This is a genomic window from Leifsonia xyli subsp. cynodontis, assembly GCF_050632205.1.
GTDB classification, from domain to species: domain Bacteria; phylum Actinomycetota; class Actinomycetes; order Actinomycetales; family Microbacteriaceae; genus Leifsonia; species Leifsonia xyli_D.
In genome coordinates, this window is record NZ_CP192578.1 from 1,451,853 (window position 1) to 1,477,327 (window position 25,475).

General features: G+C 72.2%; 23 protein-coding genes and 2 pseudogenes. All 25 read right to left on the reverse strand.

The window, feature by feature from the left end; translation table 11 throughout:
* Window positions 1-131: 131 nt before the first annotated feature.
* Window positions 132-1,121, reverse strand: coding sequence for a prolipoprotein diacylglyceryl transferase (lgt, locus tag ACQ86M_RS07185; protein WP_431247859.1), 990 nt, complete (start codon window positions 1,119-1,121; stop codon window positions 132-134).
* Window positions 1,122-1,204: 83 nt separating this feature from the next.
* Window positions 1,205-2,005: a tryptophan synthase subunit alpha gene (trpA, locus tag ACQ86M_RS07190; protein ID WP_431221372.1), complete on the reverse strand. Its 801-nt coding sequence runs from the start codon at window positions 2,003-2,005 to the stop codon at window positions 1,205-1,207.
* A complete protein-coding gene (gene trpB / locus ACQ86M_RS07195; protein ID WP_431247567.1) occupies window positions 2,002-3,213 on the reverse strand; it encodes a tryptophan synthase subunit beta in 1,212 nt (403 codons plus the stop codon). The genes trpA and trpB overlap by 4 nt, the downstream gene beginning before the upstream one ends.
* Window positions 3,213-3,983 carry an indole-3-glycerol phosphate synthase TrpC gene (gene trpC, locus ACQ86M_RS07200; protein ID WP_431247568.1) on the reverse strand — a complete coding sequence of 257 codons (771 nt, stop codon included), beginning with the start codon at window positions 3,981-3,983 and terminating at the stop codon, window positions 3,213-3,215. Before trpC ends, trpB begins: the two co-directional genes overlap by 1 nt.
* Before the next feature lie 3 nt (window positions 3,984-3,986).
* Window positions 3,987-4,217 (reverse strand): DUF6704 family protein, encoded by a 231-nt coding sequence (locus tag ACQ86M_RS07205; protein WP_431221375.1) that lies wholly within the window; start codon window positions 4,215-4,217, stop codon window positions 3,987-3,989.
* Between the two features lie 71 nt (window positions 4,218-4,288).
* Window positions 4,289-4,438, reverse strand: a complete 150-nt coding sequence (locus ACQ86M_RS07210; protein ID WP_431247569.1) for a hypothetical protein — start codon at window positions 4,436-4,438, stop codon at window positions 4,289-4,291.
* 65 nt (window positions 4,439-4,503) lie between these two features.
* A pseudogene (locus tag ACQ86M_RS07215) lies at window positions 4,504-4,995 on the reverse strand (Trp biosynthesis-associated membrane protein); the annotation flags it as partial.
* Entirely contained in the window at window positions 4,985-6,538 is a 1,554-nt protein-coding gene (locus ACQ86M_RS07220) for an anthranilate synthase component I (RefSeq protein WP_431247570.1), read from the reverse strand. The pseudogene ACQ86M_RS07215 and the gene ACQ86M_RS07220, both read right to left, overlap by 11 nt.
* The gene (gene hisI, locus ACQ86M_RS07225; RefSeq protein ID WP_431247571.1) at window positions 6,535-6,945 is read right to left on the reverse strand and encodes a phosphoribosyl-AMP cyclohydrolase; all 411 of its coding nucleotides are present in this window, start codon (window positions 6,943-6,945) and stop codon (window positions 6,535-6,537) included. The genes ACQ86M_RS07220 and hisI overlap by 4 nt, the downstream gene beginning before the upstream one ends.
* Complete coding sequence (gene hisF, locus ACQ86M_RS07230) at window positions 6,942-7,706, reverse strand: imidazole glycerol phosphate synthase subunit HisF (RefSeq protein ID WP_431247572.1); 765 nt, start codon at window positions 7,704-7,706, stop codon at window positions 6,942-6,944. Before hisF ends, hisI begins: the two co-directional genes overlap by 4 nt.
* On the reverse strand, window positions 7,706-8,545 hold the full coding sequence (gene hisG / locus ACQ86M_RS07235; protein WP_431221380.1) for an ATP phosphoribosyltransferase: 840 nt from the start codon (window positions 8,543-8,545) through the stop codon (window positions 7,706-7,708). The genes hisF and hisG overlap by 1 nt, the downstream gene beginning before the upstream one ends.
* Before the next feature lie 45 nt (window positions 8,546-8,590).
* Window positions 8,591-8,854: a phosphoribosyl-ATP diphosphatase gene (locus tag ACQ86M_RS07240; protein WP_431247573.1), complete on the reverse strand. Its 264-nt coding sequence runs from the start codon at window positions 8,852-8,854 to the stop codon at window positions 8,591-8,593.
* Between the two features lie 41 nt (window positions 8,855-8,895).
* Complete coding sequence (gene rpe, locus ACQ86M_RS07245; RefSeq protein ID WP_431247574.1) at window positions 8,896-9,558, reverse strand: ribulose-phosphate 3-epimerase; 663 nt, start codon at window positions 9,556-9,558, stop codon at window positions 8,896-8,898.
* A 38-nt stretch (window positions 9,559-9,596) separates the two neighbouring features.
* Window positions 9,597-11,030 carry an RsmB/NOP family class I SAM-dependent RNA methyltransferase gene (locus tag ACQ86M_RS07250; protein WP_431247575.1) on the reverse strand — a complete coding sequence of 478 codons (1,434 nt, stop codon included), beginning with the start codon at window positions 11,028-11,030 and terminating at the stop codon, window positions 9,597-9,599.
* Window positions 11,027-11,950: a methionyl-tRNA formyltransferase gene (fmt, locus tag ACQ86M_RS07255; RefSeq protein WP_431247576.1), complete on the reverse strand. Its 924-nt coding sequence runs from the start codon at window positions 11,948-11,950 to the stop codon at window positions 11,027-11,029. Before fmt ends, ACQ86M_RS07250 begins: the two co-directional genes overlap by 4 nt.
* Before the next feature lie 229 nt (window positions 11,951-12,179).
* Window positions 12,180-14,340 (reverse strand): annotated as a pseudogene (locus ACQ86M_RS07260) (primosomal protein N').
* A gap of 2 nt (window positions 14,341-14,342) precedes the next feature.
* Complete coding sequence (gene metK / locus ACQ86M_RS07265; RefSeq protein WP_431247577.1) at window positions 14,343-15,536, reverse strand: methionine adenosyltransferase; 1,194 nt, start codon at window positions 15,534-15,536, stop codon at window positions 14,343-14,345.
* 60 nt (window positions 15,537-15,596) lie between these two features.
* Complete coding sequence (locus ACQ86M_RS07270; protein WP_431247860.1) at window positions 15,597-16,892, reverse strand: bifunctional phosphopantothenoylcysteine decarboxylase/phosphopantothenate synthase; 1,296 nt, start codon at window positions 16,890-16,892, stop codon at window positions 15,597-15,599.
* Window positions 16,893-16,983: 91 nt separating this feature from the next.
* The gene (gene rpoZ, locus ACQ86M_RS07275) at window positions 16,984-17,244 is read right to left on the reverse strand and encodes a DNA-directed RNA polymerase subunit omega (protein ID WP_431221387.1); all 261 of its coding nucleotides are present in this window, start codon (window positions 17,242-17,244) and stop codon (window positions 16,984-16,986) included.
* Between the two features lie 105 nt (window positions 17,245-17,349).
* The gene (gene gmk, locus ACQ86M_RS07280) at window positions 17,350-18,303 is read right to left on the reverse strand and encodes a guanylate kinase (RefSeq protein WP_431247578.1); all 954 of its coding nucleotides are present in this window, start codon (window positions 18,301-18,303) and stop codon (window positions 17,350-17,352) included.
* Window positions 18,296-19,159, reverse strand: a complete 864-nt coding sequence (gene pyrF / locus ACQ86M_RS07285; RefSeq protein WP_431247579.1) for an orotidine-5'-phosphate decarboxylase — start codon at window positions 19,157-19,159, stop codon at window positions 18,296-18,298. Before pyrF ends, gmk begins: the two co-directional genes overlap by 8 nt.
* Window positions 19,156-22,443 (reverse strand): carbamoyl-phosphate synthase large subunit, encoded by a 3,288-nt coding sequence (carB, locus tag ACQ86M_RS07290; protein WP_431247580.1) that lies wholly within the window; start codon window positions 22,441-22,443, stop codon window positions 19,156-19,158. Before carB ends, pyrF begins: the two co-directional genes overlap by 4 nt.
* A complete protein-coding gene (gene carA / locus ACQ86M_RS07295; protein WP_431247581.1) occupies window positions 22,443-23,606 on the reverse strand; it encodes a glutamine-hydrolyzing carbamoyl-phosphate synthase small subunit in 1,164 nt (387 codons plus the stop codon). Before carA ends, carB begins: the two co-directional genes overlap by 1 nt.
* Before the next feature lies 1 nt (window position 23,607).
* On the reverse strand, window positions 23,608-24,165 hold the full coding sequence (locus ACQ86M_RS07300; protein ID WP_431247582.1) for a hypothetical protein: 558 nt from the start codon (window positions 24,163-24,165) through the stop codon (window positions 23,608-23,610).
* Window positions 24,158-25,474, reverse strand: coding sequence for a dihydroorotase (locus tag ACQ86M_RS07305; protein WP_431247583.1), 1,317 nt, complete (start codon window positions 25,472-25,474; stop codon window positions 24,158-24,160). The genes ACQ86M_RS07300 and ACQ86M_RS07305 overlap by 8 nt, the downstream gene beginning before the upstream one ends.
* Window position 25,475: the final 1 nt, after the last annotated feature.

Here is a 25,475-nt window from a genome sequence, read left to right on the forward strand (position 1 = left end):
GCGGGGACGCCTTCGGCCCGATGCTGGGAGGGTTCCGCCGCGTCCGTGCGGGCCGTGTGCGGCCCGCACTCTCGGTGCGGTCAGGTGCGTGGGATCGCCTCGACGGTTGTGTTACTTCGAGCCGTCGGGATTCATCCGTTCGTGGGGCTTGTGGCCTTGGCCGAAGCGGACCCGGCAGGCACTCCGTCGTCGTCGGCGGTGTCCTCGTCTTCCAGGTCCGTGTCGTCAGAGTCTACCTCAGCATCCGGTCGCACCCATTCACGACCCGGCCGGTACGGGCTCGGCTCGATTCCCGGGTGCCGGCGGGACTGCACGACGAAGATCACGAGGCCGAGCACGACCGCGACGAAGGCGGCCCAGACGTTGGTCGGGATGCCGAGGAACGAGTACTCGCTCGGGTCGATCCGGATCGACTCCAGGTAGGAGCGGCCGGCGCCGTACCAGATGAGGTACAGCGCGAAGAGCTTGCCCCACTGGAGGTGCCACTTGCGCTCGATCAGGACGAGCAGCACGACGCCGATGACGTTCCAGATGATCTCGTAGAGGAACAGCGGCTGGAACAGCGTGTTGTCCGGCAGCCCGACCGGGATGGCCTTGTTGCCGGCGTCGATCTGCAGGCCCCACGGCAGGTCGGTCGGCAGGCCGAACAGCTCCTGGTTGAACCAGTTGCCGAGGCGGCCGATCGCCTGGGCGAGCAGCAGCGCCGGGGCCAGCGCGTCGGCGAAGGTCCAGAAGCGGATGCCGGTCCAGCGGCAGCCGATCCAGGCGCCGACGGCGCCGCCGAGCAGCGAGCCGAAGATGGCGTTGCCGCCCTCCCAGATCGCGAAGACCTTCCAGAGGTCCGCGCCCGGGTAGAAGTAGTCGGCCGGATGCGTGACCACGTGGTAGAGCCGCGCGCCGACGATGCCGAGCACGACGACGGGGATCAGGATGTCGAGCAGCACGCCCGGCTCGGCGCCGCGCTTGGTCAGGCGGCGCGACGTCCACATCGCGGCGATGACGATGCCGATCAGAATCATGATCGCGTAGGTCTGGATGCGCCAGTGCAGACCGAAGATGTCGATCGGGATCTGCTGCCACTCCGGCCCGGGGCTGGGGATGCTGGCGTACCAGCTGCTCATGGTCAGGGTCACCCGAGGACTGCCTTTCGATCAGATTGGGATGCGCGCGACGTGTCGCGCTGACACCTTGGTTTAGGGCGCGGTCAGCCGCGGATCGTGCCGCGGGCGAGCTCGGCGGCCACACGGCCCGCCTCCGCCACCCCGCCGTCGCCGAGCGCCTTGACCAGCGCCGAGCCGACGATGGCGCCGTCCGCGTACTCGAGCACCTCGGCGACCTGCGCCGCGGACGAGATGCCGAGACCGACGCACGCGCTCGTGGCGCCCGCGTCGCGCAGGCGGCCGACGAGCGTGCGCGCAGCAGCATCCACATCCGTCCGGGCGCCGGTGATGCCCATCGTAGAGACCGCGTACACGAACCCGCGGCTGTACTCGACGGCCTGCCGGAGGCGGGCGTCGGATGAACTGGGGGCGGCGAGGAACACGCGGTCGAGGCCCGCGCGGTCGGAGGCGGCGAGCCAGTCGGCGCCCTCGTCCGGGATGAGGTCGGGCGTGATGAGGCCCGCTCCCCCGGCCTCGGCGAGGTCGTCGGCGAAACGGTCGACGCCGTACTGCAGCACCGGGTTCCAGTACGTCATGACGAGGACGGGGATGTCGACCTGCGCAGTGATCTCGCGCACGGCGGTGAAGCCGTCGCGCAGGCGGAAGCCCGCACTCAGCGCCTGCTGCGTGGCGGCCTGGATGACCGTGCCGTCCATCACCGGGTCGGAGTACGGGAGGCCCAGCTCGATGACGTCGACGCCGTTCTGCGCCAGCGCCACGGCGGCCTCGACGCTCGTGCTGAGGTCCGGGAAGCCGGCGGGCAGGTAGCCGATCAGCGCGCCACCCGCCTCGGCGTTGCGCCGCGCGATCGTGTCGGCGACGCGGCTCACCACGACGCCGCTCACGACTGCACCGCGTCCGCGTCGATGAGGTCGAAGTAGCGGCCGGCCGTCTCCATGTCCTTGTCGCCGCGACCGCTGAGGTTGACGAGCACGATGCCGTCCGGTCCGAGCTCGCGTCCGAGGGCCAGCGCGCCGGCGAGGGCGTGCGAGGACTCGATGGCGGGGATGATTCCCTCGGTGCGGCTCAGCAGGCGCAGCGCCTCCATGGCCTCCGCATCGGAGACGGGCACGTACTCGGCGCGGCCGATCTTCGCGAGCCACGCGTGCTCCGGTCCGACGCCCGGGTAGTCGAGCCCCGCCGAGATCGAGTGCGACTCGATGGTCTGGCCGTCCTCGTCCTGCAGCAGCATCGAGCGGGCGCCGTGCAGCACGCCGGGACGGCCCTTGGTGATCGTCGCGGCGTGCCGCGGCGTGTGGGCGCCCTCGCCGCCTGCCTCGTAGCCGACCAGGCGCACATCCTCGTCGTCGAGGAACGCGTGGAAGATTCCCATCGCGTTCGACCCGCCGCCGACGCACGCGGCGACGGCGTCCGGCAGGCGGCCGGTCAGCGCGAGCACCTGCTCCCGCGCCTCCTCGCCGATGATCTTCTGCAGGTCGCGGACCATCGCCGGGAAGGGATGGGGCCCTGCGACCGTGCCGAAGATGTAGTTGGTGTGCTCGACGTTCGTGACCCAGTCGCGCATCGCGTCGTTGATGGCGTCCTTGAGCGTGCGGGAGCCGGTCTTGACCGCGACGACCTCGGCGCCGAGCAGGCGCATCCGGGCGACGTTGAGCGCCTGGCGCTCAGTGTCGACCTCGCCCATGTAGATCGTGCACTCGAGGCCGAACAGCGCAGCCGCGGTGGCCGTGGCGACGCCGTGCTGACCGGCGCCGGTCTCGGCGATCACGCGGGTCTTGCCGATGCGCTTGGTCAGGATGGCCTGGCCGAGCACGTTGTTGATCTTGTGCGAGCCGGTGTGGTTCAGGTCTTCGCGCTTCAGGATGATGCGCGCACCGCCGGCAGCCTCGGCGAAGCGCGGCACCTCGGTGATGATCGACGGACGGCCGGTGTAGCTGCGGTGCAGCTCGTCGAGCTCGGCGTGGAACGCGGGATCGGCCTTGGCCTCCTCCCACGCCGCCGACAGCTCGTCGAGTGCGGCGACCAGCGACTCGGGGACGAACCGTCCGCCGAACTCGCCGAAGTACGGACCCTGCTCAGTGCGGAGGGACATCAGACTCCCAGAAACTCTTCGAGCGTTGCGACGGGGTCGCTCGTGACGAGCGCCTCGCCGACGAGCACGACATCCGCGCCCGCCGCCCGGTAGTGCGCGACGTCGTCGGCCGACTTCACGGCGGACTCCGCGACGCGGATGACGCCGGACGGGATGCGGTCGGCCAGGCGGCCGAACAGGTCCCGATCCAGCTCGAACGTGGTGAGGTCGCGGGCGTTCACGCCCACGAGGCCGGCGCCGGTGTCGAGCGCGCGGCTGAGCTCGTCGGCCGAGTGCGCCTCCACCAGGGCGGTCATGCCGAGCTGCGTGATCAGCTCGTGCAGCTCGACCAGCTGCTTCTGCTCCAGCGCCGCGACGATCAGCAGCACGAGGTCGGCGCCCGCTGCGCGGGCCTCGAACACCTGGTACGGATCGGCGACGAACTCCTTGCGCAGCACCGGGATGGACACGGCGTCGCGAACGGCTTCGAGGTCGGCCAGCGACCCGCGGAACTTGCGCTCCTCGGTCAGCACGCTGATGGCGCTGGCGCCGCCGGTCTCGTACGAGACGGCCAGCGCGGCGGGGTCGGGGATGGCGGCGAGCGAACCGCGCGAGGGGCTCGCGCGCTTCACCTCCGCGATGATCTTGACGCGCTCCGCCGGAGCGAGGGCCGCGAGGGCGTCCAGGGCCGCGGGGCGTGCCAGAGCGGCCGCCTCGACCCGGGCGAGGGGACGCTCGGTGCGCCTCCGCTCAGCGTCCTCGAGCGCGCCGGCGACGAGGTCGGCGAGCACGGATCAGTGGCCCTTCGGGGTGTACTTGGAGCCGCCCACTCCGTAGCCCGCGCGCTTCATGACCCAGCCGACGATGAGCCCGATGATCGCGAGTCCCGCAGCCGCCCAGACGATGATGGGGGCGTCGAAGAAGAACGCGATCGCGCCGATCGTGAACGCGACCAGCATGATGATCACGGCCGTCCACGCCGCCGGCGAGTGACCGTGGCCTGGCTCGACTGACTCGCTGCTCATGGGACTCCTGCACGTCGGGTGCGCTGCCGTCCGGCCGCGCACGAGGGATGGAACGCGTCCAGTCTAGTGGTTCACCGTGTCGGGTCGTCGCCTCGGGTGAGCTCGTCCCAGCTGTCGATCGCGGTGTCGCGGTCGAGGGCGGCGGGCTCTCCGGGCGTGTCGGCGGCGGCCTCGGCGGCCTCCGCCTGGGGCTCGTCGCGGGCGTCCGCTGCCTCGGCCACGACCTCGCCGGCGGGGCGGCCGTCCTCCCCTCGAACCGGGTCTGGTACTTGCGCGACGGCCCGGGCCAGAGGCGCGAGCACACGACGACGGCCGCGCTCGCGAAGATGATGACGACCCCGGCGACGACGGCGAGCCACGGCCAGAAGCCGACCTCGACCGAGTGCACGAGGTGGCGGATGGATGCGTCCCCCGCCACGCCCGTCGCGGTCGTGATCGCCGACGCCGCCGCGCGCACCGCATCCGACAGGGCCGTGATCGCCGAGACCAGCATCGAGACGCCGAGCAGCAGGCCGAGCAGCGCCAGCACGATCCGGAACACGGGGCCGGCGATCGCCAGTGCGGCGGTCAGCGCGAGTCCCGCGAGCGCGAGGGCGGTGAGCGCCGGTGCGGCCACCGATCCGGCCACGGTGATGGTCGCCGCGTGCTCGGCGGTGTCGCTCAGACGGATCGAGAACCAGGTCTGGGTCGCGGCCAGCAGCGCCAGCACGCTCCCGACGACGAAGAGCAGCAGGGTCGTGTACTTCACGCGGCGGGCACTGCCGGTCTCAGTCGGCACCGGGCACCCGCTTCATCGCATTCGCGACCGCCACCGCGCGCAGCGGAGCGGCCGCCTTGTTCTGCGACTCCTGGAACTCGCTCTCGGGCACCGAGTCGGCCACCAGTCCTCCGCCGGCCTGCACGCGCGCGACGCCGCCCATGATGGTCGCGGTGCGGATCGCGATGGCGAGATCCGCGTCCCCGGCGAAGTCGAAGTAGCCGATCACGCCGCCGTAGACGCCGCGCTGCACCGGCTCGAGCTCGTCGATGATCCGCAGCGCCATCGGCTTCGGCGCACCGGAGAGCGTTCCGGCCGGGAACGTCGCGCGGAACACGTCGATGGCGGATGCGTCCGGCAGCAGGTCGCCCTCCACCGACGAGACGATGTGCATGATGTGGCTGAACCGCTCGATGCGCATGAACTCGGTGACCTCGACCGTGCCTGCGGCGCAGACCTTGAGCAGGTCGTTGCGGGCCAGGTCGACGAGCATCAGGTGCTCGGCGCGCTCCTTGTCGTCGGCGAGGAGGGACGCCTCCAGGTCGAGGTCCTCCTCCGGGCTCGCGCCGCGCGGGCGGGACCCGGCGATGGGATGCGTGAACGCGCGTCCCTCCTGCACCTTCACCAGGGCCTCGGGCGACGAGCCGACGATCTGGTAGGGCTCGCCGTCGGGCTTCTCGAGCGACAACAGGTACATGTACGGGCTCGGGTTGAGGGCGCGAAGCACGCGGTAGACGTCGAGGGCCGGCGCGGTGCACTCGAGCTCGAAGCGCTGCGAGATGACGACCTGGAAGATGTCGCCGTCGACGATGCGCTCCTTCGCCGTCACGACGGAGGCCAGGAAGTCGTCCCGGCGCGTACGCGAGACGGGCTGCGCCGGAGTCCCGAGGTCGACGTCGGCCAGCCACGCCTCGGACGGCCGGGCGAGCTCCGCCTGCATCCGGTCGAGGCGCCGCTGCGCATCCGCCCAGAGGGTGTCTGCGTCGTCGACGCCGTCGGCCAGCGCGTTGGCGATCAGCTTCACGGTGCCGGAGCGGTGGTCGATGACCACGAGGTCGGCGACGAACGCGAGCGCCTGGCCGGGCACATCCACGTCGGCGGGCGGCGCGTCGGGCAGACGCTCGATCTGGCGGATCGCCTCCCAGCCGATGAAGCCGACCAGGCCCCCGGTCAGCGGAGGGAGGCCCGGGATGCGCGGCGTCTGCCAGCGCGCGTGCAGCGCGGCCAGCGCCTCCAGCGGACGCAGCGATGCGGCGGTGCCGATCGCGCGCTCGGCCGGGAGGCCGTAGTCGAGCCACTGCACGGCGTCGCCCTGCTGGGTGAGCACCCCGAAGGACGCAGCGCCGACGAACGAGAAGCGCGACCAGATGCCGCCCTGCTCGGCGGACTCGAGGAGGAACGTGCCCGGGCGGCCCGCCGCGAGCTTGCGGTAGATGCCGACCGGCGTCTCACCGTCGGCGAAGAGCTCGCGGGCGACCGGGACCACCCGGTGCTCCGCCACGAGCGCGTCGAAACCGGCCCGCGACGTGGTGGCCGCGGCCGTGTCGATCGCCGCGCCGCTCACAGGTCGGCCGCCTCGATGTCGGGACTCGCGCCGGTGGCCGGCTGCAGCACATCCGCGTCGAAGCAGGTGCGCGTGCCGGTGTGGCAGGCCGCGCCGACCTGGTCGACCGTGACCAGCAGGGTGTCGCCGTCGCAGTCGAGCGCCGCGCCCTTGACGTACTGCACGTGACCGGACGTGTCGCCCTTGCGCCAGTACTCCTTGCGCGAGCGCGACCAGAAGGTGACCCGGCCCTCGCTCATGGTGCGGCGGACCGCCTCGGCGTCCATCCACCCCATCATGAGCACCTCGCGGGTGTCCCACTGCTGGATGATCGCGGGCACCAGCCCCTGATCGGTGAAGCGGATGCGCTCCAGCACCGCACCGGCGTCGGTCGCGTTCGGCGTCGTCGCGTCGCCCGTGGCGTTCATCGTCGGACCTCCATCCCGGCCGCAGCCAGTTCGTCCTTCACCTGCGCGATGGTCAGCTCGCCCTGGTGGAACACGCTCGCCGCGAGCACGGCGTCGGCTCCCGCCTCGATCGCCGGGACGAAGTCGGCCAGCCGTCCGGCGCCGCCCGAGGCGATCACCGGCACGTGGCTGATCGCGCGCATCTCGCGGATGAGCTCCAGGTCGAAGCCCTCCTTGGTGCCGTCGGCGTCGATGGAGTTGACCAGCAGCTCCCCCGCGCCCAGCTCGATCGCACGTGCGGCCCACTCCAGCGCATCCAGGTCGGTCTCGGTGCGGCCGCCGTGGGTCGTGACCACGAAGCCGGACGGGGTCGATGCCGAGCGCTTCACATCCAGAGAGAGCACGAGCACCTGGGCGCCGAACCGCGCGGCGATCTCGGCGATCAGCTCCGGCCGCGCGATCGCGGCCGAGTTGACGCCCACCTTGTCGGCCCCGTGCCCGAGCAGCTTGGCCACATCCTCCGGGCTGCGCACGCCGCCGCCCACGGTCAGCGGGATGAAGACCTGCTCGGCCGTCGCCCGCACCACGTCGTAGGTGGTGGCCCGATCGTCGACCGTCGCCGTCACATCCAGGAAGGTCAACTCGTCGGCGCCCTGCTCGAAGTACCGGCGCGCCAGCTCCACCGGGTCGCCCTGGTCGCGCAGGTTCTGGAAGTTGACGCCCTTCACCACGCGGCCGGCGGCCACGTCGAGGCAGGGGATCACCCGGACCGAGACGCCCATCAGATCCGCGCAGCGTGGATGGACGTGACCAGGATGGCCCGGGCGCCCAGTTCGTACAGGTCGTCCATGATGCCGTTGGTCTGGTCGGACTTGATCATCACCCGGACCGCCACCCAGTCGGGCTCGCCCAGCGGCGACACGGTCGGCGACTCGACGCCCGGGGTGAGCGCGACGGCCGCATCCAGCAGGGCGACCGGCAGGTTGTAGTCGATCAGCACGTACTGCCGCGCGAGCATGACGCCCTGCAGCCGGCGCACCAGTGTGTCGACCCCCGAGACGGGGCGCGGCGAGGAGATCAGCACGGCCTCCGACTCCAGGATGACCGGGCCGAAGATCTCCAGCCCCTGCTTGCGCAGTGTCGACCCGGTCTCGACCACGTCGGCGACCGCATCCGCCACGCCCAGGCGCACGGCGGACTCCACCGCGCCGTCGAGCTTGATGAGGGACGCGCTGACGCCGTTCTCGCCGAGGAACGCGCCGACCAGCCCCGGGTAGCTCGTCGCGACGCGCTTGCCCTCCAGGTCGCTCAGCTCGGTGAACACGCCGGCCGGGCCGGCGAAGCGGAAGGTGGAGGCGGCGAAGTCGAGCGCCTCGATCTCGGCGGCGGGAGACCCGGAGTCGAGCAGCAGGTCGCGGCCGGTGATGCCCACGTCGAGGGCACCGGAGCCGACATAGGTGGCGATGTCGCGCGGACGCAGGTAGAAGAACTCGACGCCGTTGCGGGCGTCGGTGACGATCAGCTCCTTCGGATCGCGGCGGCCGACGTACCCGGCCTCGTGCAGCATCTGCGCCGCGGTCTCGGAGAGGGAGCCCTTGTTGGGAACGGCGATCTTGAGCATGGTGAGTCTTTCGTGGTCGACGAGCAGTGGATGGAGGTCGAACCATCACAGATGTCGGTACACGTCGGCCGGGGTCAGCCCCTTCGCCAGCAGCAGGACCTGCAGGTGGTAGAGCAGCTGCGAGGCCTCCTCGGCCAGCGCATCGTCGGACTCGTACTCGGCGGCCATCCAGACCTCCGCGGCCTCCTCGACGATCTTCTTGCCGATGGCGTGCACGCCGGCGTCGAGCTCGCGGACCGTGCCGGAACCATCCGGACGCGTCTCGGCTTTCTCGCTCAGCTCGGCGAAGAGGTCGTCGAAGGTTTTCACGAGTCAAGCGTACCGGGCCCGGCCGGGGCCGTCGGACGCGGTCAGTGCACGTGCGCCGACGCGGCGTCGCGCAGCGAGGCGATCCGCTCGGCCGGCTCGCCGCGGAACACGCTGGAGCCCGCGACGAAGGTGTCGGCGCCTGCTGCGGCCGCGGTGACGATCGTCTCCTCGGTCACGCCCCCGTCGACCTGCAGCCACACATCGAGCCCGCGCGCCTCGACCGCCTCGCGGAGGGCGACCAGCTTGGGCATGGTCTCCGGCATGAACGACTGGCCGCCGAAGCCCGGCTCGACGGTCATCACGAGCACCTGGTCGAACTCCTCCAGGAGGTCGAGGTACGGCTCGACTCCCGTGCCCGGCTTGAGGGCGATGCCGGCACGCGAGCCGATCGCGCGCAGCCGGCGCGCCAGGGCGATGGGATCGTGCGCCGCCTCCGCGTGGAACGTGACCGAGTACGCGCCCAGTTCGGCGTACCCGAGGGCCCAGCGGTCCGGGTCGTCGATCATCAGGTGCACATCCAGCGGGATCGGGCTCACATCCTGGATGCGGCCCACCATCTGCGGCCCGAAGGTCAGATTCGGGACGAAGTGGTTGTCCATCACATCCACGTGCACCAGGTCGGCCGTGTCGATCCGCTGCAGCTCGCTCTGCATGTTGACGAAATCGGCCGCCAGGATGCTCGGGTTGATGCGCACGTGTCCCATGCCCCCAGCCTAGGCGGAGCGGGCCGGGGCCGGCGTCGCTAGGCTGAGCGCTTGCGCAGCAGCGCGATGAACATGGCGTCGGTGAGGTGGCGGTGCGGCCACAGCTGCACCGTGGAGGCGTCGCCGGCGAGGTCGAGGCGCTCGGCGGCGAAGGACTGCACAACGGTCGCGGTCTCCTCCTGCTCGAGCGTGCCCGCGTGACGCTCCAGCGCATCCGCGACGATCCCGCGCGTCTCCGCGACGTGCGGCGAGCAGGTCACGTAGGCGAGCAGGCCGCCGGGCTTCAGCGCGGCGACGGCCGAGTCGAGCAGCGCCGCCTGCAGCTTCGTCAGCTCGGCGACGTCGCGCGGCGACTTCCGCCAGCGCGCCTCCGGACGACGGCGGAGGGCGCCGAGGCCCGTGCACGGTGCGTCGAGCAGGACGCGGTCGAACGCCTCCGGATGCTCGGCGCCGACGGCCGTGCCGTCGAGCTCCCACACCGGGACGTCGAGCGGGACGGGCGCCAGGGCCCGGCGCACGAGCTCGGCGCGGGCGGGCACCAGCTCGTTCGCCACCAGCTCGGCGCCGCCGGCCAGTGCCTCCGCTGCGAGCAGCGCCGCCTTGCCGCCGGGTCCGGCGCAGAGGTCGAGCCAGCGCTCGCCTGCTACGACCGGCTGCGCCCGGCTGAGCGCGAGCGCGGCAAGTTGCGAGCCCTCGTCCTGCACGCGGATGCGGCCCTCGGCCTCCTCGACCAGACGCTGCGGGTCTCCCCCGCCGACGGTGAATCCGGGCGGCGAGAATCGGTCGGGCTGCGCATCCTGCGGCGCGTCGGCGAGCCCGGGCAGCGCGATCAGGTTCACCCGCGGGGCCGTGTTGTCGGCCTCCAGCAGGCTCTCCAGCTCGTCGCCGCGTCCTTCCGCCTCCAGAGATCGGCGGAACGCGCGGATCACCCACACCGGGTGCGAGTACAGGGCGGCGAGGCGGTCGTCCGCGTTCTTCGCGCGGCGGGCCACCTCCTCCCGCCACTCGTCGGGCGTGTGGCGGCCGATCTCGCGCAGCACCCCGTTGACGAAGCCGGTGCCCGAGCGGCTGCCGACCGTGCGGGCCAGGCCGACGGACTCGTTCACGGCGGCGTGCGCGGCCACACGGGTGGAGAGCAGCTGGTGGGCGCCCAGGCGCAGGACGTCGAGGAGCGGCGGGTCGATCTTGTCGACCGGGCGGCCGGCTGCGATCGCGATGACGCGGTCGTAGTAGCCCTGCAGGCGCAGCGTGCCGTACGTCAGCTCGGTGGCGAGGCCAGCATCCGCCGGGGAGAGCGCGGCGCGGTCGATGCGGGTCGGCAGGAGCAGGTTGGCGTAGGCGTCGGACTCGCGGACCGCCTGGATGACGTCGAAGGCGACGCGGCGCGCGGGCTGCACGTCGGTGTGCGGCGCGCGGCTGCCGCCCCGGCCGGCGTTGCGGGAGGCGTTGCGGGGGCCGTTGCGCGGCGTCATGAGAGCACCAGCCCGGAGGTCGCGGACTGCGCTGCTCCGCGGAACCAGTCGGCGGCGGCCATGGCGCGCTTCCCGGCGGGCTGCACGGTCACGAGCTCGAGCGGATCGGTGCCGGTTCCGACGAGGATGCTGCGCCCGCGCGCCTCCACCGCTCCCGGTTCGAGCGGCGGCTCGCCCGTCGCCCGTCGCGCCTCGTGGATCTTGAACCGTTCGCCGCCCAGCAGCGCGAAAGCGCCGGGCTCGGGCGTCACGCCGCGCAGGCGGGCGTAGACGCGGTCGGCGGGCGCTGTGAGGTCGAGCTGCGCGTCCTCGATGCCGAGCTTCGGCGCGAGGGTGACCTCGCCGTCCTGCGGCGTCGCCGTCGCGGTGCCCGCGGCCAGCGCATCCACCGTGTCCGCCAGCAGCGCAGCTCCGTCGATCGACAGTGCGTCGAGCAGCTCGCCGGCAGTCTCGTCCGCGCCGACTGGGCGCCGGAGCTCGGAGAAGACGTCGCCCGCATCCAACTCGGGGACCAGCCGGAAGACCGCGGCGCCGGTCTCGGTGTCGCCCGCGATGACGGCGTGCTGCACCGGCGCCGCGCCGCGCCAGCGCGGGAGCAGCGAGAAGTGGAGGTTGACCCAGCCCAGCCGGGGAAGGGACAGCAGCGGCTCGCGCACCAGGCCGCCGTACGCGACGACCACGCCGAGGTCGGGCTGCAGGTCGGCGATGCGGGCGGTGACCTCCTCGCGGAGGCGGTTCGCCTTGAGCACGGGGAGCCCGAGACGCTCCGCCGCGGCGGCGACCGGCGAGGGGGTGAGCACGCGCTTGCGGCCGAGCGGCGCATCCTCACGGGTGACGACGGCGACCACCTCGTGCCGGGCCGCGACGGCCTCGAGCGACGGGATGGCGACGGCGGGGGTGCCGGCGAAGACGATGCGCATGAGGGAAGGTTCTTTCGGTCGGGACGGCGATCAAGCCTACTCCGCGGGCGGCGGTCGCGCCCCGCGATGCCGCCCGGTCGCATCCACTGGTCCCGACACGCCGTCATGCCGCTCCTGTTGACGGCATGTCGGGACCGCTCGTTCGTTCAGCCGCATCGGTGGGACGCGACACGCCGTTCAACGACGCTCGAAACGGCGTGTTGCGTCCCATGGATGCGCCGCAAGCGGGTCAGAGGATCTCGGGGTCGTCGAAACGCACGCGCAGGGTCGGCGCCGGGCGGTAGCCGGGCTTGCCGGCAGGCGCGCGGCGGCGACGGGTCGCGTTCTTGACGACGGCGGCACGGACCTCCGCGGCGACGCCGTTACCGTGCGCGTAGTCGAAGCGGAGCACGGCGCGGACGAGGTCCGGGCCCGAGCGGGCGGCGCGTCCCTCCGGCTCCACGGGGGCGGGGCCGAGCACGTCGATGAGCAGGGACCGGTCCACCGCGGCCAGCACCTCCGCGACCGTGGCCTCCGTGCCGGTCACGGATGCGAGGCGCACCGCGGGGGAAGCGCAGTTCGCGGCGGTCGGCGAGCTCCTCGCGGGCGAACTCCACGAGGCGTCCGGTCGCGAAGTCGCGCGCCAGCGGGCCGGACACCCCCACCAGTACGGTCGGCGCGCCGGGCGCGGCGAGGCCGGCGGCGCTCTGCCACCAGCGCAGGCAGTCCTCCGCGACGTGCAGGCTCTCGCGCGCGAGCATCCGCTCGCCGTCGAGCAGCAGCACGGCCTGGTACCCGCCCTCGGCGATCGGCTCCGCTCCCCGGGTGGCGACGACGAGGGCCGGCGCCGAGCTCACGCGCTGAACGGGGTGGTCGCCGTCGGCCAGGATGACGCGCGTGCCGGGGAACGCGCGGCCCAGTTCCTCGGCGGTCCGGCCGGAGCCGACGGTCACCATCCGGAACCGGCGGTGCTCGCAGTGCTCGCACTGCCAGTCGGTGGCGAGGCGCCCGCACACGGTACACGACGGCGGCGCGCCCGCCCGCGTCTGGTGCAGCGGGCCCTTGCAGTTCATGCAACGCGCCGCCTGGCCGCAATTGGCGCAGGCGATCACGGGCGCGTAGCCGGGGCGGGCGACCTGCACGAGGACCGGGCCGCGCGGGCGGCCGCTGTCTCCGCCGAGGGCCTCCCGGGCGGCGCGCCAGGCGGTCGAGGGGATGCGCGCGGCGCGGGCCATGGGCTCCGGCGCCTGCTGGTTGGCGGTCAGCACGACCTTCGACGTCACCGCGCGCTCGGGGCCGAGGTCGCGGAGCCAGCCGAGTTCGACCAGGCGCTGCGCCTCCACGCTGCGGATGTTGCCGCTCAGCACGAGCGCACAGCCCTCCAGCTCCTGGCGGACGAGCGCCGCATCCCTCGTGTGCACGTACGGGCTGAGCGGTTCGGCGTGCAGCGGGTCACTGTCCTCCCACACCACGATCAGGCCGAGCCGCTCAGCCGGCGCGTAGACGACGGACCGGTTGCCGATGACGATCCGCGGCCCGGACAGCGCCTCGAGGAAGCCGCGGTAGCGGTCGGCGTTCGCCTGGCCGGCGTCGGCGCGCACCACGACCTCCGCCGGCGCGATCGCCGCGAGGGCGGCCGAGAGCTGCTCCAGGTCGCGGTGGTCCGGCACCGCGACGATGGCGGTGCGGCCGCCGCGCTGGCAGTCCGCCGCCAGCGCCGCGAGGGTGACGGCCCACTCGCCCACCCACGTGCCGTCCGGCAGGGGCACGAGCCGCGGGATGGCGCGCAGCGCGATCCGCTCGTCGCGGGCGACCGCATCCTCGAGCACCCGCTCCCCGTACCCGCGCACCGGAACCGCCGCGCGCCGCGCGCCCGAGCCGCCGCCGAGTAGCGACATCTGCTCACCACTCGGCCCGGATTCGCCCACCGACTCACCACTCGGCCCGGATTCGCGCACCGACTCACCAGTCGACCGAGCCGGAGGGACGGGAGGAACGGGAGGAGCGGGAGGAGCGGAGTCCGCGGCCGCTGCCGCCCGCGCCGCCAGCCACGCCTTCTCGACGCGCACCATCCGCCCCGGCACCGCCAGGCGCAGGATGTCGCTCGCCGTCCCGGCGCTGCGGTCCGCGAGCCGCCGGGCCAGCCGCCACACCTCGGGGGTGAGCACACGCGCGGGCGAGACGACCGCCTCCAGCGGGCTCAGCGTGCCCTCGAACCCGTCGGACGGCTCCCCCACCTCGACCAGGTACCCGTCGGCGACCCGGCCGGCGGAGCGCAGCGGCACCCGCACGCGGACGCCGGGCACCGCCGAATCGGCGAGCTCCTCGGGGATCGCGTAGTCGAAGAGGTGGTCCAGCTGCGGAAGCGGCGAGTCGATGACCACCCGGGCGACCCGTGCGGCCGCCGCCACCGTCAGAGTCCCGCGGCCGAGCGCAGGTCGTCGACGCGGTCGATCCGCTCCCAGGTGAACTCGGGCAGTTCGCGGCCGAAGTGGCCGTAGGTGGCGGTCTGCGCGTAGATCGGGCGCAGCAGGTCGAGGTCGCGGATGATCGCGGCCGGGCGCAGGTCGAAGACGTCGCGGATCGCGCCGATGATGCGCTGCTCGGGCACCTTCCCGGTGCCGAAGGTCTCCACGTAGAGGCCGACCGGCGCCGCCTTGCCGATCGCGTAGGCGATCTGCACTTCGAGGCGGTCGGCGAATCCCGCCGCGACGGCGTTCTTGGCGACCCACCGCATCGCGTAGGCGGCCGAGCGGTCGACCTTCGACGGGTCCTTGCCCGAGAAGGCGCCGCCGCCGTGACGGGATGCGCCCCCGTACGTGTCGACGATGATCTTGCGCCCGGTCAGCCCCGCGTCGCCCTTCGGGCCGCCGATCTCGAAGCGGCCGGTCGGGTTGATGAGCGTGCGGATGTGCGCGGTCTCGAGCCCGGCGCCGTGGAGCACGGGATTGATGACCTCCTCCACGATCTCGGCCTGCAGCTGCTCGTTGGAGACGTGCGGCGCGTGCTGCGTCGACAGCACGACGGTCTGCACCGACTTCGGCACGGCTCCCTCGTAGCCGATGGTGACCTGCGTCTTGCCGTCGGGGCGGAGGTAGTCGAGCACGCCGTCCTTGCGGACGGACGCGAGACGCTCGGCCAGCCGGTGGGCGAGCCAGATCGGAAGCGGCATGTACTGCGGGGTCTCGGTCGTCGCGTAGCCGAACATGATGCCCTGGTCTCCCGCGCCCTGGCGGTCGAGGTCGTCGTGGCTCTGCTCGGCGCGGGTCTCGAGCGCGTTGTCGACGCCCTGCGCGATGTCCGGGGACTGCGCGCCGATCGAGACGGAGACGCCGCACTGGGTGCCGTCGAAGCTGACGTCGGACGAGTCGTAGCCGATCTCGACCAGCTTGTTGCGGACGAGCGCCGGGATCTCGACGTACCCGCGCGTCGTCACCTCGCCGGCGACATGCACCAGCCCGGTGGTGACGAGCGTCTCGACGGCGGCGCGGCTGTGCGGGTCGACGGTGAGCAGGGCGTCCAGGATGCTGTCGGAGATCTGGTCGCAGATCTTGTCCGGGTGGCCTTCGGTCACGGACTCGGACGTGAAGAGACGCAGATCTGCCATGGTTCTCCCTGGTCGACGGGGTGGAAGGATCGCGACCGGATGGTCTCCGACGCGTACGCGCTATGCGATGACGTCGAGGATACGGTCGGCCACCGACAGCTTGCTGCCCGAGGCCTCCATCACTATATCGCCGCCCTTTCGCAGGACCACGACCTCGTTGCTCTCCGTTGCGAAGCCCTGCGACCATCCCACCTGGTTGAGCACCAGGAAGTCGCTGCCCTTGTGCTCGAGCTTGCTGCGGCCCAGCTCGATGAGCGCCTGCGGGTCGGGCTCCGTCTCGGCCGCGAAGCCGACGACCACCTGCCCGTCGCGCTTGTGCGCCGACAGCCCGGCGAGGATGTCGGGGTTGGCGACGAGCTCGAGCGTCAGCGTGTCGCCCTGCTCCGACTTCTTGATCTTCGCATCACGCGTCTGCGCCGGCCGGTAGTCGGCCACCGCGGCGGTCATCACGACGATGTCGGCGGCCCGCGCGGCCTCTTCGACCGCCGCCTGCAGTTCGAGCGCGGTCTGCACCTCGATGAGCTCGACGCCTTCGGGCGGTTCGACCTCGAGGTGCGCGGCGACCAGCACCACATCGGCGCCGCGGGCCTGCGCGGCGCTGGCGATCGCGACGCCCTGGCGCCCGCTCGAGCGGTTGCCGAGGAAGCGCACCGGATCGAGCGGCTCGCGCGTGCCGCCGGCAGTGACGACGACGCGCTTGCCCGCCAGGTCGACGCCTCCGCGCGGACGCCGGGCCGCCTCGTTGGCGCGCCGCCGCTCGGAGAGCACCACGACGTCGTTCGGCGCAGGGGCGAGGGCGGGAGCCGCCGGCGCCTCCACCGCGCGCGGGGTCGCCCCGGCGGCGCGCAGAGCGGCGCGGACGATGACTTCGGGCTCCTCCATCCGGCCGGGACCCGAGTCGGCTCCGGTGAGCTGCCCGCTGGCGGGGCCGACGACCGTGACGCCGCGGCTGCGCAGCGTGGCGATGTTCGCGACGGTGGCCGCATTGCGCCACATCTCGGTGTGCATCGCGGGAGCGATGACCAGCGGAGCGGTGGATGCGAGGACCGTATTGCCGAGCAGGTCGTCGGCGAGGCCCGCGGCCAGCTTGGCGATCGTGTTCGCCGTCGCCGGCGCGATGACGATGAGGTCGGCGGACTGACCGATCGCCACGTGCCTGACCTCGGCGACGCCCTCGTAGAGGTCCGTCGCGACGGGGTTGCGGCTGATCGCCTCGAGCGTCGGGCGACCCACGAACCGCAGCGCGGCCTCCGTGGCGACCACGTGCACCGAGTGCCCTTCGAGGACCAGGGCGCGGATGACTCCGACGGCTTTGTATGCGGCGATGCCGCCGGTCACTCCGACGACGATGGTCAATCGTGGGCTCAACGGCGGCACCTCTCCTGCGCCGGGTCGCTCCCCGGCGGCGGTCGTCTGCGGCTCTACTGGTGCGTGCGGCGGATGCTGCCTACTCGGCGGCGATCGGCTTCACGACGAGCTTGTCCTCGTTGATCTCGTGAAGGGCGACCGAGAGGGGCTTGTCGTCGACGGAGGAGTCGACCAGCGGGCCGACGTTGTCGAACAGGCTGCCCTCGTGCAGGTCGGCGTAGTAGTCGTTGATCTGACGGGCCCGCTTGGACGCGAAGATGACGAGGGCGTACTTCGACTCGACCCGCGACAGGAGCTCGTCGATGGGCGGGTCGATGATGCCTTTGTTGTTGGTTGCCATGCGGGCTGCTCCTTGCTCTGGGCGACCGGGCGCGGTGGCCCGATCGACGGCCGCGTCAGGCGGCCGGGGACGGTGGGCGCGCCGTCGACGGCGCGGAGGGACGGCTCACGGACGCGACGACGCCGCGCGGACCTTCATCAAGTCTACGACCTCGCGGGCCGCGGTGGCGACGTCGTGGTTGACGACCTTGTAGTCGAACTCGTCCTGGGCGGCGAGCTCGACCTTCGCGGTCTCCAGCCGGCGTTGCTGCTCGGCGGAGTCCTCGGTGCCGCGGCCGATCAGCCGGCGGACCAGCTCCTCCCAGGTCGGCGGGAGCAGGAAGATGAGCCGGGCCTCCGGCATCGACGCCCGCACCTGCCGCGCACCCTGCAGGTCGATCTCGAGCAGCACGCTGCGCCCGGCGGCCAGCGCCTTCTCGATCGGGCCGCGCGGAGTGCCGTAGCGGTACGCGTTGTGCACGGTCGCGTGCTCCAGCAGCTCGCCCTCGACGATCATCCGGTCGAACTCGGCGTCGTCGACGAAGTAGTAGTTGACCCCGTCCACCTCGCCGGGCCGCGGCTTGCGGGTGGTCGCGGAGACGGAGAGCAGCACATCCGGGTAGTTCTCGCGGATGTACGTGGAGACGGTGCCCTTGCCGACGGCGGTCGGGCCGGCGAGCACGACGAGGCGGTTGCGCTGCCGTCCGGTGCGGCTCTCCCGCTCGATCAGGAACTGGCGCAGGCGCAGCCGCTGGTGCCGTCCGAGGCCGCCGAGGCGCTTGGCGGGTGAGATCGCGAGGCGGTCGAGCGCCTCCTGCATCTTCGTGGTGCCGATCGCGGGGACGCTCAGCAGGAACTCCGTGACGCGCAGGCGTCCCTCGACGCCGTCGGGATCCGCGGTGGCGTGGTCGAGCACCGTCAGCGGCGAGACCTCCCGGGAGGCGATGGATGCCTTCACGGCGGCACGCGCACGTCGCGCGACGACCGCGGCCTGGGAGGCGGCGCGGCGGTCGACCTCGGGGGGCGCGGGCCGGGACCCGGCCGAATGGTCGGAGGAGGAGGAGGCGACGGCGTCAGACATGGGCGGCGCGCACCTCCTCGGCGCGGCGCTCGACGGCGTCCGCCAGGCCCGCGGGGCCGACGGAGAGGAGACCGCGCGATTCGCTCACGATCACGCCTCCGGCGAGCGACCCGAACAGCCGCGGCGCGTCCTCCACCCGGGCGCCCTGGTGGCCGAAGCCCGGCGCGAGAACGGGAAGGGCGGGCGTCCGCTCCCCCGCCGTCGTCACGTCGATGCCGTAGTCGGCGAGCTCGACGGTCGCGCCGAGCACCAGCCCGACGGACCCGTACGGCGCGCCGCCCGAGTGGTCCTGATTGAACGCATGCACGTCTTCGATGATCGCACGGGCGACGGACGCTCCCGCCCGCGGTCCGCTCTGCACGACCGCCTGCTGCACGGCGGCCGCCTCCGGGTTGGAGGTCGCCGCGAGCACGAACAGGCCCTTGCCCGCCCGCTCCCCCAGCTCCATCGCGTCCGCCAGCGACCCGACGCCCTGGTAGGCGGCGACCGTCATCGCGTCCGCCTCGAGCGGCGATCCGGGGGTCAGCCACGCCTCCGCGTACGCCGTCACGCTGGTGCCGATGTCACCGCGCTTGGCGTCCGCGATCACCAGGAGCCCGGCGTCGCGGGCGGCGGCGAGCACCTCCTCCAGCGCCGCGTATCCGGCCGCGCCGAAGCGCTCGAAGAACGCGACCTGCGGCTTGACGATGCCGGCGCGGCCGGACGCCGCCTCCACCACCGTCAGCCCGAACGCCCGCAGCCCGTCCGCCGATGCAGGCAGCCCCCACGCCTCCAGCAGGTGGGCGTGGGGGTCGATGCCGACGCAGAGCCGTCCCTGCTCGGCGAAGACGCGGGCGAGCCGGTCGCCGAACGTCATGCGCGGGCGGCCCTCTCCAGTGCGTACTCCTGCAGCGACTTCACGTCGAAGCCCTCGCGGATGGCGTCCAGCGACGCGACCGCCGCGCTCAGCTCCGCGATGGTCGTGAACAGCGGCTTGTCGGCCGCGACGGCGGCCGCGCGGATCTCGTACCCGTCGGCGCGGGCGGAGCGCCCGCTCGGGGTGTTGATCACCACATCCACCTCGGAGCGGTTGATGATGTCGACGATCGAGTCGCCTCCCGACTCCTGGGCCTCGCTGTGCTTGCGCACGATGCGCGCCTCGATGCCGTTGCGGTTGAGCACCTCGGCGGTGCCCTCGGTCGCGACGATGCCGAAGCCCAGCTGGTGGAGGCGCAGCACCGGCAGCACGACGGCGCGCTTGTCGCGGTCGGAGACCGAGACGAACACCGTGCCCTCGAGCGGCATCCCGCCATAGGCCGCCGACTGGCTCTTCGCGAACGCGGTCGGGAAGTCCTTGTCGATGCCCATGACCTCGCCGGTGGAGCGCATCTCCGGGCCGAGCACCGAGTCCACCACGGTGCCCTCCTTGGTGCGGAACCGCTTGAAGGGCAGCACGGCCTCCTTGACGGCGACGGGCGAGTCCATCGGGATGAGCGAGCCGTCCTGCTCGGGCAGCAGGCCCTCGGCGATCAGCCCGTCGATGCTCTCGCCGACCATGAGGCGCGACGCGGCCTTCGCGAGCGGGATGCCGAGCGCCTTCGAGACGAACGGGACCGTGCGCGACGCGCGCGGGTTGGCCTCGAGCACGTAGAGCACGCCGGCTCCGATGGCGAACTGCACGTTGAGCAGGCCGCGGACGCCGATCCCCTCGGCGATCTTGAGCGTCGCTTCGCGCACGCGGTCGATCTCGCGGCGGCCCAGCGTGATGGGCGGGAGGGTGCACGACGAGTCGCCGGAGTGGACGCCCGCCTCCTCGATGTGCTCCATCACGCCGCCGATGTAGAGCCGCTCGCCGTCGTAGAGCGCGTCGACGTCGATCTCGATCGCGTCGTCGAGGAAGCGGTCCACGAGCAGCGGATGCGACGGTCCGACGATGCCCTGGCCGGCGACCCGCTCGAAGTAGTCGGCGAGGGAGGCGTTGTCGTAGACGATCTCCATGCCGCGCCCGCCGAGCACGAAGCTCGGGCGCACCAGCACCGGGTAGCCGATCTGCTCGGCCGCGTGCGCCGCCGACGGGTAGTCGACCGCCGTGCTGTTGCGCGGCGCCACCAGGCCGGCGTTGTCGAGGATCTCGGAGAACTGCCCGCGCTCCTCCGCCAGGTCGATGGCCTCCGGGGTGGTGCCCAGGATGGTCACGCCTGCGGCTTCGAGGCCCTTGGCCAGCCCCAGGGCGGTCTGCCCGCCGAGCTGCACGACGACGCCGACGAGTTCGCCGGTCTGCGACTCCGCGTGGATGACCTCCAGCACGTCCTCGAGCGTCAGCGGCTCGAAGTAGAGCCGGTCGCTGGTGTCGTAGTCGGTCGACACCGTCTCCGGGTTGCAGTTGATCATGATCGTCTCGAACCCGGCGTCGTGCAGTGCGAACGAGGCGTGCACGCACGAGTAGTCGAACTCGACGCCCTGGCCGATGCGGTTCGGGCCGGAGCCCAGGATGACGACCTTGCGCTTGTCGCTCGGCTCCACCTCGGTGTCCAGGTCGTAGCTGGAGTAGTGGTAGGGCGTGAGCGCCGGGAACTCGCCCGCGCAGGTGTCGACCGTCTTGTAGACCGGTCGCACGCCGAGGATGTGGCGCACCTCGCGCACGTCCGCCTCGCCGAAGCCGCGCAGCTCGCCGATCTGGGCGTCGGAGAAGCCGTGGTCCTTCGCGTACCGCAGCGTCTCGGTGTCGAGCGTCGGGGCGTCCCGGATCAACTCGGCGACCTCGTTGATGAGGACGATCTGGTCGATGAACCACGGGTCGATCTTGGTCGCCTCGAAGACCTGTTCCGGCGTCGCGCCCAGGCGCAGCGCCTGCTGAACGGCGACGATGCGTCCGTCTGTCGGCGTCGCGATCGAGGCGAGCAGCTCCTCCACCGTGCGCTCCTGCGGGCCCCAGTGGAAGGACGACCCGCGCTTCTCGAGCGAGCGCAGCGCCTTCTGCAGCGCGCTCGTGAACGAGCGGCCGATCGCCATCGCCTCGCCCACCGACTTCATGGTGGTGGTCAGCGTCGGGTCGGCGGCCGGGAACTTCTCGAACGCGAACCGCGGCACCTTCACGACGATGTAGTCGAGCGTCGGCTCGAAGCTCGCCGGCGTGACCTTCGTGATGTCGTTCGGGATCTCGTCGAGGCGGTAGCCGATGGCCAGCTTCGCCGCGATCTTGGCGATCGGGAAGCCGGTGGCCTTCGACGCCAGCGCCGACGAGCGGGAGACGCGCGGGTTCATCTCGATGACGATGATGCGGCCGTTCTCCGGGTTCACCGCGAACTGGATGTTGCAGCCGCCGGTGTCGACGCCCACCGCGCGGATGATGTCGATGCCGATGTCGCGCAGCTTCTGGTACTCGCGGTCGGTCAGCGTCAGCGCGGGCGCCACCGTGATGGAGTCGCCGGTGTGCACGCCGACGGGGTCGACGTTCTCGATGGAGCAGACCACGACCGTGTTGTCGGCCGAGTCGCGCATGAGCTCGAGCTCGTACTCCTTCCAGCCGAGGATGGACTCCTCCAGCAGCACCTCGCTGGTCGGGCTCTGGTGGATGCCGTCGCCGGCGATGCGGCGCAGCTCCTCCGGTGTGTACGCGAAGCCCGAGCCGAGTCCGCCCATGGTGAAGGACGGGCGGACGACGAGCGGGTAGCCCAGGTCCTCCGCGAACTCGAGTGCCTCGTCCACCGTGTGCGCGATGTGCGAGCGGGCGACCTCGGCGCCGGCCTCGACGACCAGCTCCTTGAAGATCTGGCGGTCCTCGCCCTTCTGGATGGCCTCGAACTTGGCGCCGATCAGCTCGACACCGTACTTCTCGAGGATGCCGTGCTCGTGCAGCTGCATGGCCGCGTTGAGCGCCGTCTGGCCGCCGAGGGTCGGCAGAATCGCGTCCGGCTTCTCCTTGGCGATGATCGTCTCGATGACCTGCCAGGTGATCGGCTCGACGTAGGTCGCGTCGGCGAAGTCGGGGTCGGTCATGATCGTCGCCGGGTTGGAGTTGACCAGGATGACGCGGACGCCCTCGGCCTTGAGCACGCGGCAGGCCTGCGTGCCCGAGTAGTCGAACTCGACCGCCTGGCCGATGACGATCGGGCCGGAGCCGATGACGAGGACGGAGTTGATGTCGTCGCGCTTGGGCATCAGTTGTTCTCCTGCTCGGTGGTGTCGGAGCCGGTGTGCTGGGCGCGCACCATGTCCAGGAAGCGGTCGAAGAGGTAGTTGGCGTCGTGCGGGCCGGCCGCCGCCTCCGGGTGGTACTGGACGCTGAACGCATTGAGGTCGAGGCAGTTGAGGCCCTCGACGACCTGGTCGTTGAGCGAGAAGTGGCTCACCTCCACCCGGCCGAACCCGGCGGGCGAGTCGAACTCGGCGTCGATCGGCGCCTTGACGGCGAACCCGTGGTTCTGGGCGGTGATCTCGACGCGGCCGGTGCGCTTGTCGAGCACCGGCTGGTTGATCCCGCGGTGCCCGAACGGCAGCTTGTACGTGTCGAGGCCGAGTGCGCGGCCGAGCAGCTGGTTGCCGAAGCAGATGCCGAAGTACGGCAGGCCGGCGCGCAGCGTCTCCTGCAGCAGAGCGACGTGCTTGTCGGAGGCCTGCGGGTCGCCGGGGCCGTTCGAGAAGAACAGGGCCGAGACGCCGAGCCCGAGCACATCCTGAGCGGACACCTGCTGCGGGAGCACGTGGACGTCGAGGCCGCGGGCCGCCAGGTTGTCGAGGGTGGACTTCTTCACGCCCAGGTCGAGCACCGCCACCGAGCCGACCTTCTCGCCGACGGCCGGAACGGTGTAGGGCTCGACCGTGGAGACCTCGGCGGAGAGGTTGCGGCCCGTCATCTTCGCGCCGGCGAGCACCAGCTCCAGCTGCTCGCTGTCGCTCAGCTCGAAGTCGTCGCCCGAGAAGATGCCGGAGCGCATGGCGCCGGCCGACCGGATGTGGCGGGTCACGGCGCGCGTGTCGATGCCGCTGATCCCGACGACGCCCTGGGCGACGAGGTCGTCGTCGAGGCTGCGCTGGGCGCGGAAGTTCGAGACGACGCGGCTGGGCTCGCGCACCACGTAGCCGGCGACCCAGATCTGCCGGGACTCCATGTCCTCGTCGTTGGTGCCCGTGTTGCCGATGTGCGGCGCGGTCTGCAGCACGATCTGGCCGGCGTACGACGGGTCGGTCAGGGTCTCCTGGTAGCCGGTCATGCCGGTCGCGAAGACGGCCTCGCCCAGCGTGCGCCCGCGGGCGCCGTAGGCCCGGCCGACGTAGCGTGTTCCGTCTTCGAGGACGAGCACGGCGGGTTCTGCTGCGAGCACGTCACACCTCCTTGTCGTTCGTGTGCTCCGCGCTCGTGTCCTCCGGGGCCGCAGCCCCCGGGACGAGGGGATCGGGAGCGATCTGTTCGATGGCCGCGGCGAGCTGCGCGCGGCGTGCCGGGTCGACGACCCGGAAGTAGCTGTCGGCGGCCGTTCCGCCGCTGGTGGTCCATCCCATCCGGAGCAGTCCGTCGCGCTCGACCGCGCGGTCGATGGCGACGCTGGCCGCGCCGACGCCGCTGACGACCCCGGCCGGGACGAACACCGGCTGCTCGCCGGTCACCGCGATGGCGACGCCCTCCGGCCGGACCGTCACGGTGCCGGCGCCACGGAAGGCGAGCCCCGGCAGGGCGAGCCGTTCCAGGTGCTGACCGGCCTTCGTGGTGGCGACGTAGAGCACGTCCGCCTCGGCCGTCGGCGCGCTCAGCGTGCCCGGGGTAGAGTAGCCGCCGCCGGATGCGCTGTCGCGCCGCACGCGCCGGCGCCAGCCGGCGACCGCGAGGGCCAGCACGATGACGACGACCGCGACGATCGCGATCGTGGGGAGCACCTTATCCACGTGCGGCCACCTCCTCCGCGTCGCGCACCGCTCCGTCGAGGACGGTCGGGCGCCCCTGGTGGAACGTCGCGACCACGCGGCCGGGCAGCGAGAGCCCGAGGTAGGGCGAGTTGACGCCCTTGCCCGCGAGATCGGCGGTGGAGAAGTCGCGCGAGACGCTCGGGTCGTAGAGGAAGAGGTTCGCGGGCGCACCCGCCTCGAGCGGACCGCCGTGGCCGGCCAGCCGCCCGATGCGGGCGGGGGTCGCGGAGAGCACGCGGGCGACGTCCGCCCAGCCGAGCATCCCGTTGTCCACGACACTCGCCTGCACCACCGACAGCGCCGACTCCAGGCCGACCATGCCGAACGCGGCGGCGTCCCACTCGCAGTCCTTGGCCTCGATGGGATGCGGCGCGTGGTCGGTGGCGACGATGTCGATCGTGCCGTCCGCGAGGCCGGCGCGGAGCGCATCCACGTCCTCCCGGCTGCGGAGCGGCGGGTTGACCTTGTAGCGCGCGTCGTATCCGGTCGCCAGCTGCTCGGTGAGAGCGAGATGGTGCGGCGTGACCTCGGCGGTCACGTCGATGCCGCGGGCCTTCGCCCAGCGGATCACGTCGACGCTGCCCGCCGTCGAGACGTGGCAGACGTGGAGGCGCGAGCCGACGTGCTCGGCGAGCAGCACATCCCGCGCGATGATCGACTCCTCGGCGACCGCGGGCCAGCCGGTGAGCCCCAGCTCGCCCGACAGCGCACCCTCGTTCATCTGGGCGCCCTGCGTCAGCCGCGGCTCCTGCGCGTGCTGGGCGATGACGCCGTCGAACGCCTTCACGTACTCGAGCGCACGGCGCATGAGCAGCGGGTCGGAGACGCACTTGCCGTCGTCGGAGAACACCCGGACCCGGGCGCGGGAGGCGGCCATCGCGCCGAGCTCGGCGAGCCGCTCCCCCTCGAGGCCGACGGTGACGGCGCCGATCGGGCGGACCGTGGCGTACCCGGCGGCCTCCCCCAGGCTCAGCACCTGCTCGACGACGCCCGCGGTGTCCGCCACCGGCGAGGTGTTCGCCATGGCGAAGACCGCCGTGAAACCGCCGGCCGCCGCGGCGCGGGTGCCGGTCAGCACCGTCTCGCTCTGCTCGTAGCCGGGCTCGCGCAGATGCGTGTGCAGGTCGACCAGGCCGGGCAGCGCCAGCAGCCCGTCCGCGTCGATCGTCGTCGCACCCGCGGCACTCAGACCGGAACCGGTCTCGACGATCCGGCCGCCCTCGACCAGCAGGTCGGCGCGGGCGCCGTCGGCCAGCGTCGCGCCGCCGATCAGGAATCTCTCGTCCACA

Bases quoted from the DNA above. Each gene is read 5' to 3' on its own strand.
- fmt (WP_431247576.1), bottom strand. From the start codon at position 11,950: ATGCGCATCGTCTTCGCCGGCACCCCCGCCGTCGCCATCCCGTCGCTC.
- carB (WP_431247580.1), bottom strand. From the start codon at position 22,443: ATGCCCAAGCGCGACGACATCAACTCCGTCCTCGTCATCGGCTCCGGC.
- trpB (WP_431247567.1), bottom strand. From the start codon at position 3,213: ATGTCCCTCCGCACTGAGCAGGGTCCGTACTTCGGCGAGTTCGGCGGA.
- hisF (WP_431247572.1), bottom strand. From the start codon at position 7,706: ATGGGCGTCTCGGTCCGGGTGATCCCCTGCCTCGACGTGGCCGCCGGC.
- hisG (WP_431221380.1), bottom strand. From the start codon at position 8,545: ATGCTCAAGATCGCCGTTCCCAACAAGGGCTCCCTCTCCGAGACCGCG.
- lgt (WP_431247859.1), bottom strand. From the start codon at position 1,121: ATGAGCAGCTGGTACGCCAGCATCCCCAGCCCCGGGCCGGAGTGGCAG.
- hisI (WP_431247571.1), bottom strand. From the start codon at position 6,945: ATGAACGCCACGGGCGACGCGACGACGCCGAACGCGACCGACGCCGGT.
- rpoZ (WP_431221387.1), bottom strand. From the start codon at position 17,244: ATGGCAACCAACAACAAAGGCATCATCGACCCGCCCATCGACGAGCTC.
- ACQ86M_RS07205 (WP_431221375.1), bottom strand. From the start codon at position 4,217: ATGAGCAGCGAGTCAGTCGAGCCAGGCCACGGTCACTCGCCGGCGGCG.
- metK (WP_431247577.1), bottom strand. From the start codon at position 15,536: ATGGCAGATCTGCGTCTCTTCACGTCCGAGTCCGTGACCGAAGGCCAC.
- pyrF (WP_431247579.1), bottom strand. From the start codon at position 19,159: ATGACGTTCGGCGACCGGCTCGCCCGCGTCTTCGCCGAGCAGGGACGG.
- ACQ86M_RS07250 (WP_431247575.1), bottom strand. From the start codon at position 11,030: ATGACGCCGCGCAACGGCCCCCGCAACGCCTCCCGCAACGCCGGCCGG.
- rpe (WP_431247574.1), bottom strand. From the start codon at position 9,558: ATGGGACACGTGCGCATCAACCCGAGCATCCTGGCGGCCGATTTCGTC.
- gmk (WP_431247578.1), bottom strand. From the start codon at position 18,303: ATGTCTGACGCCGTCGCCTCCTCCTCCTCCGACCATTCGGCCGGGTCC.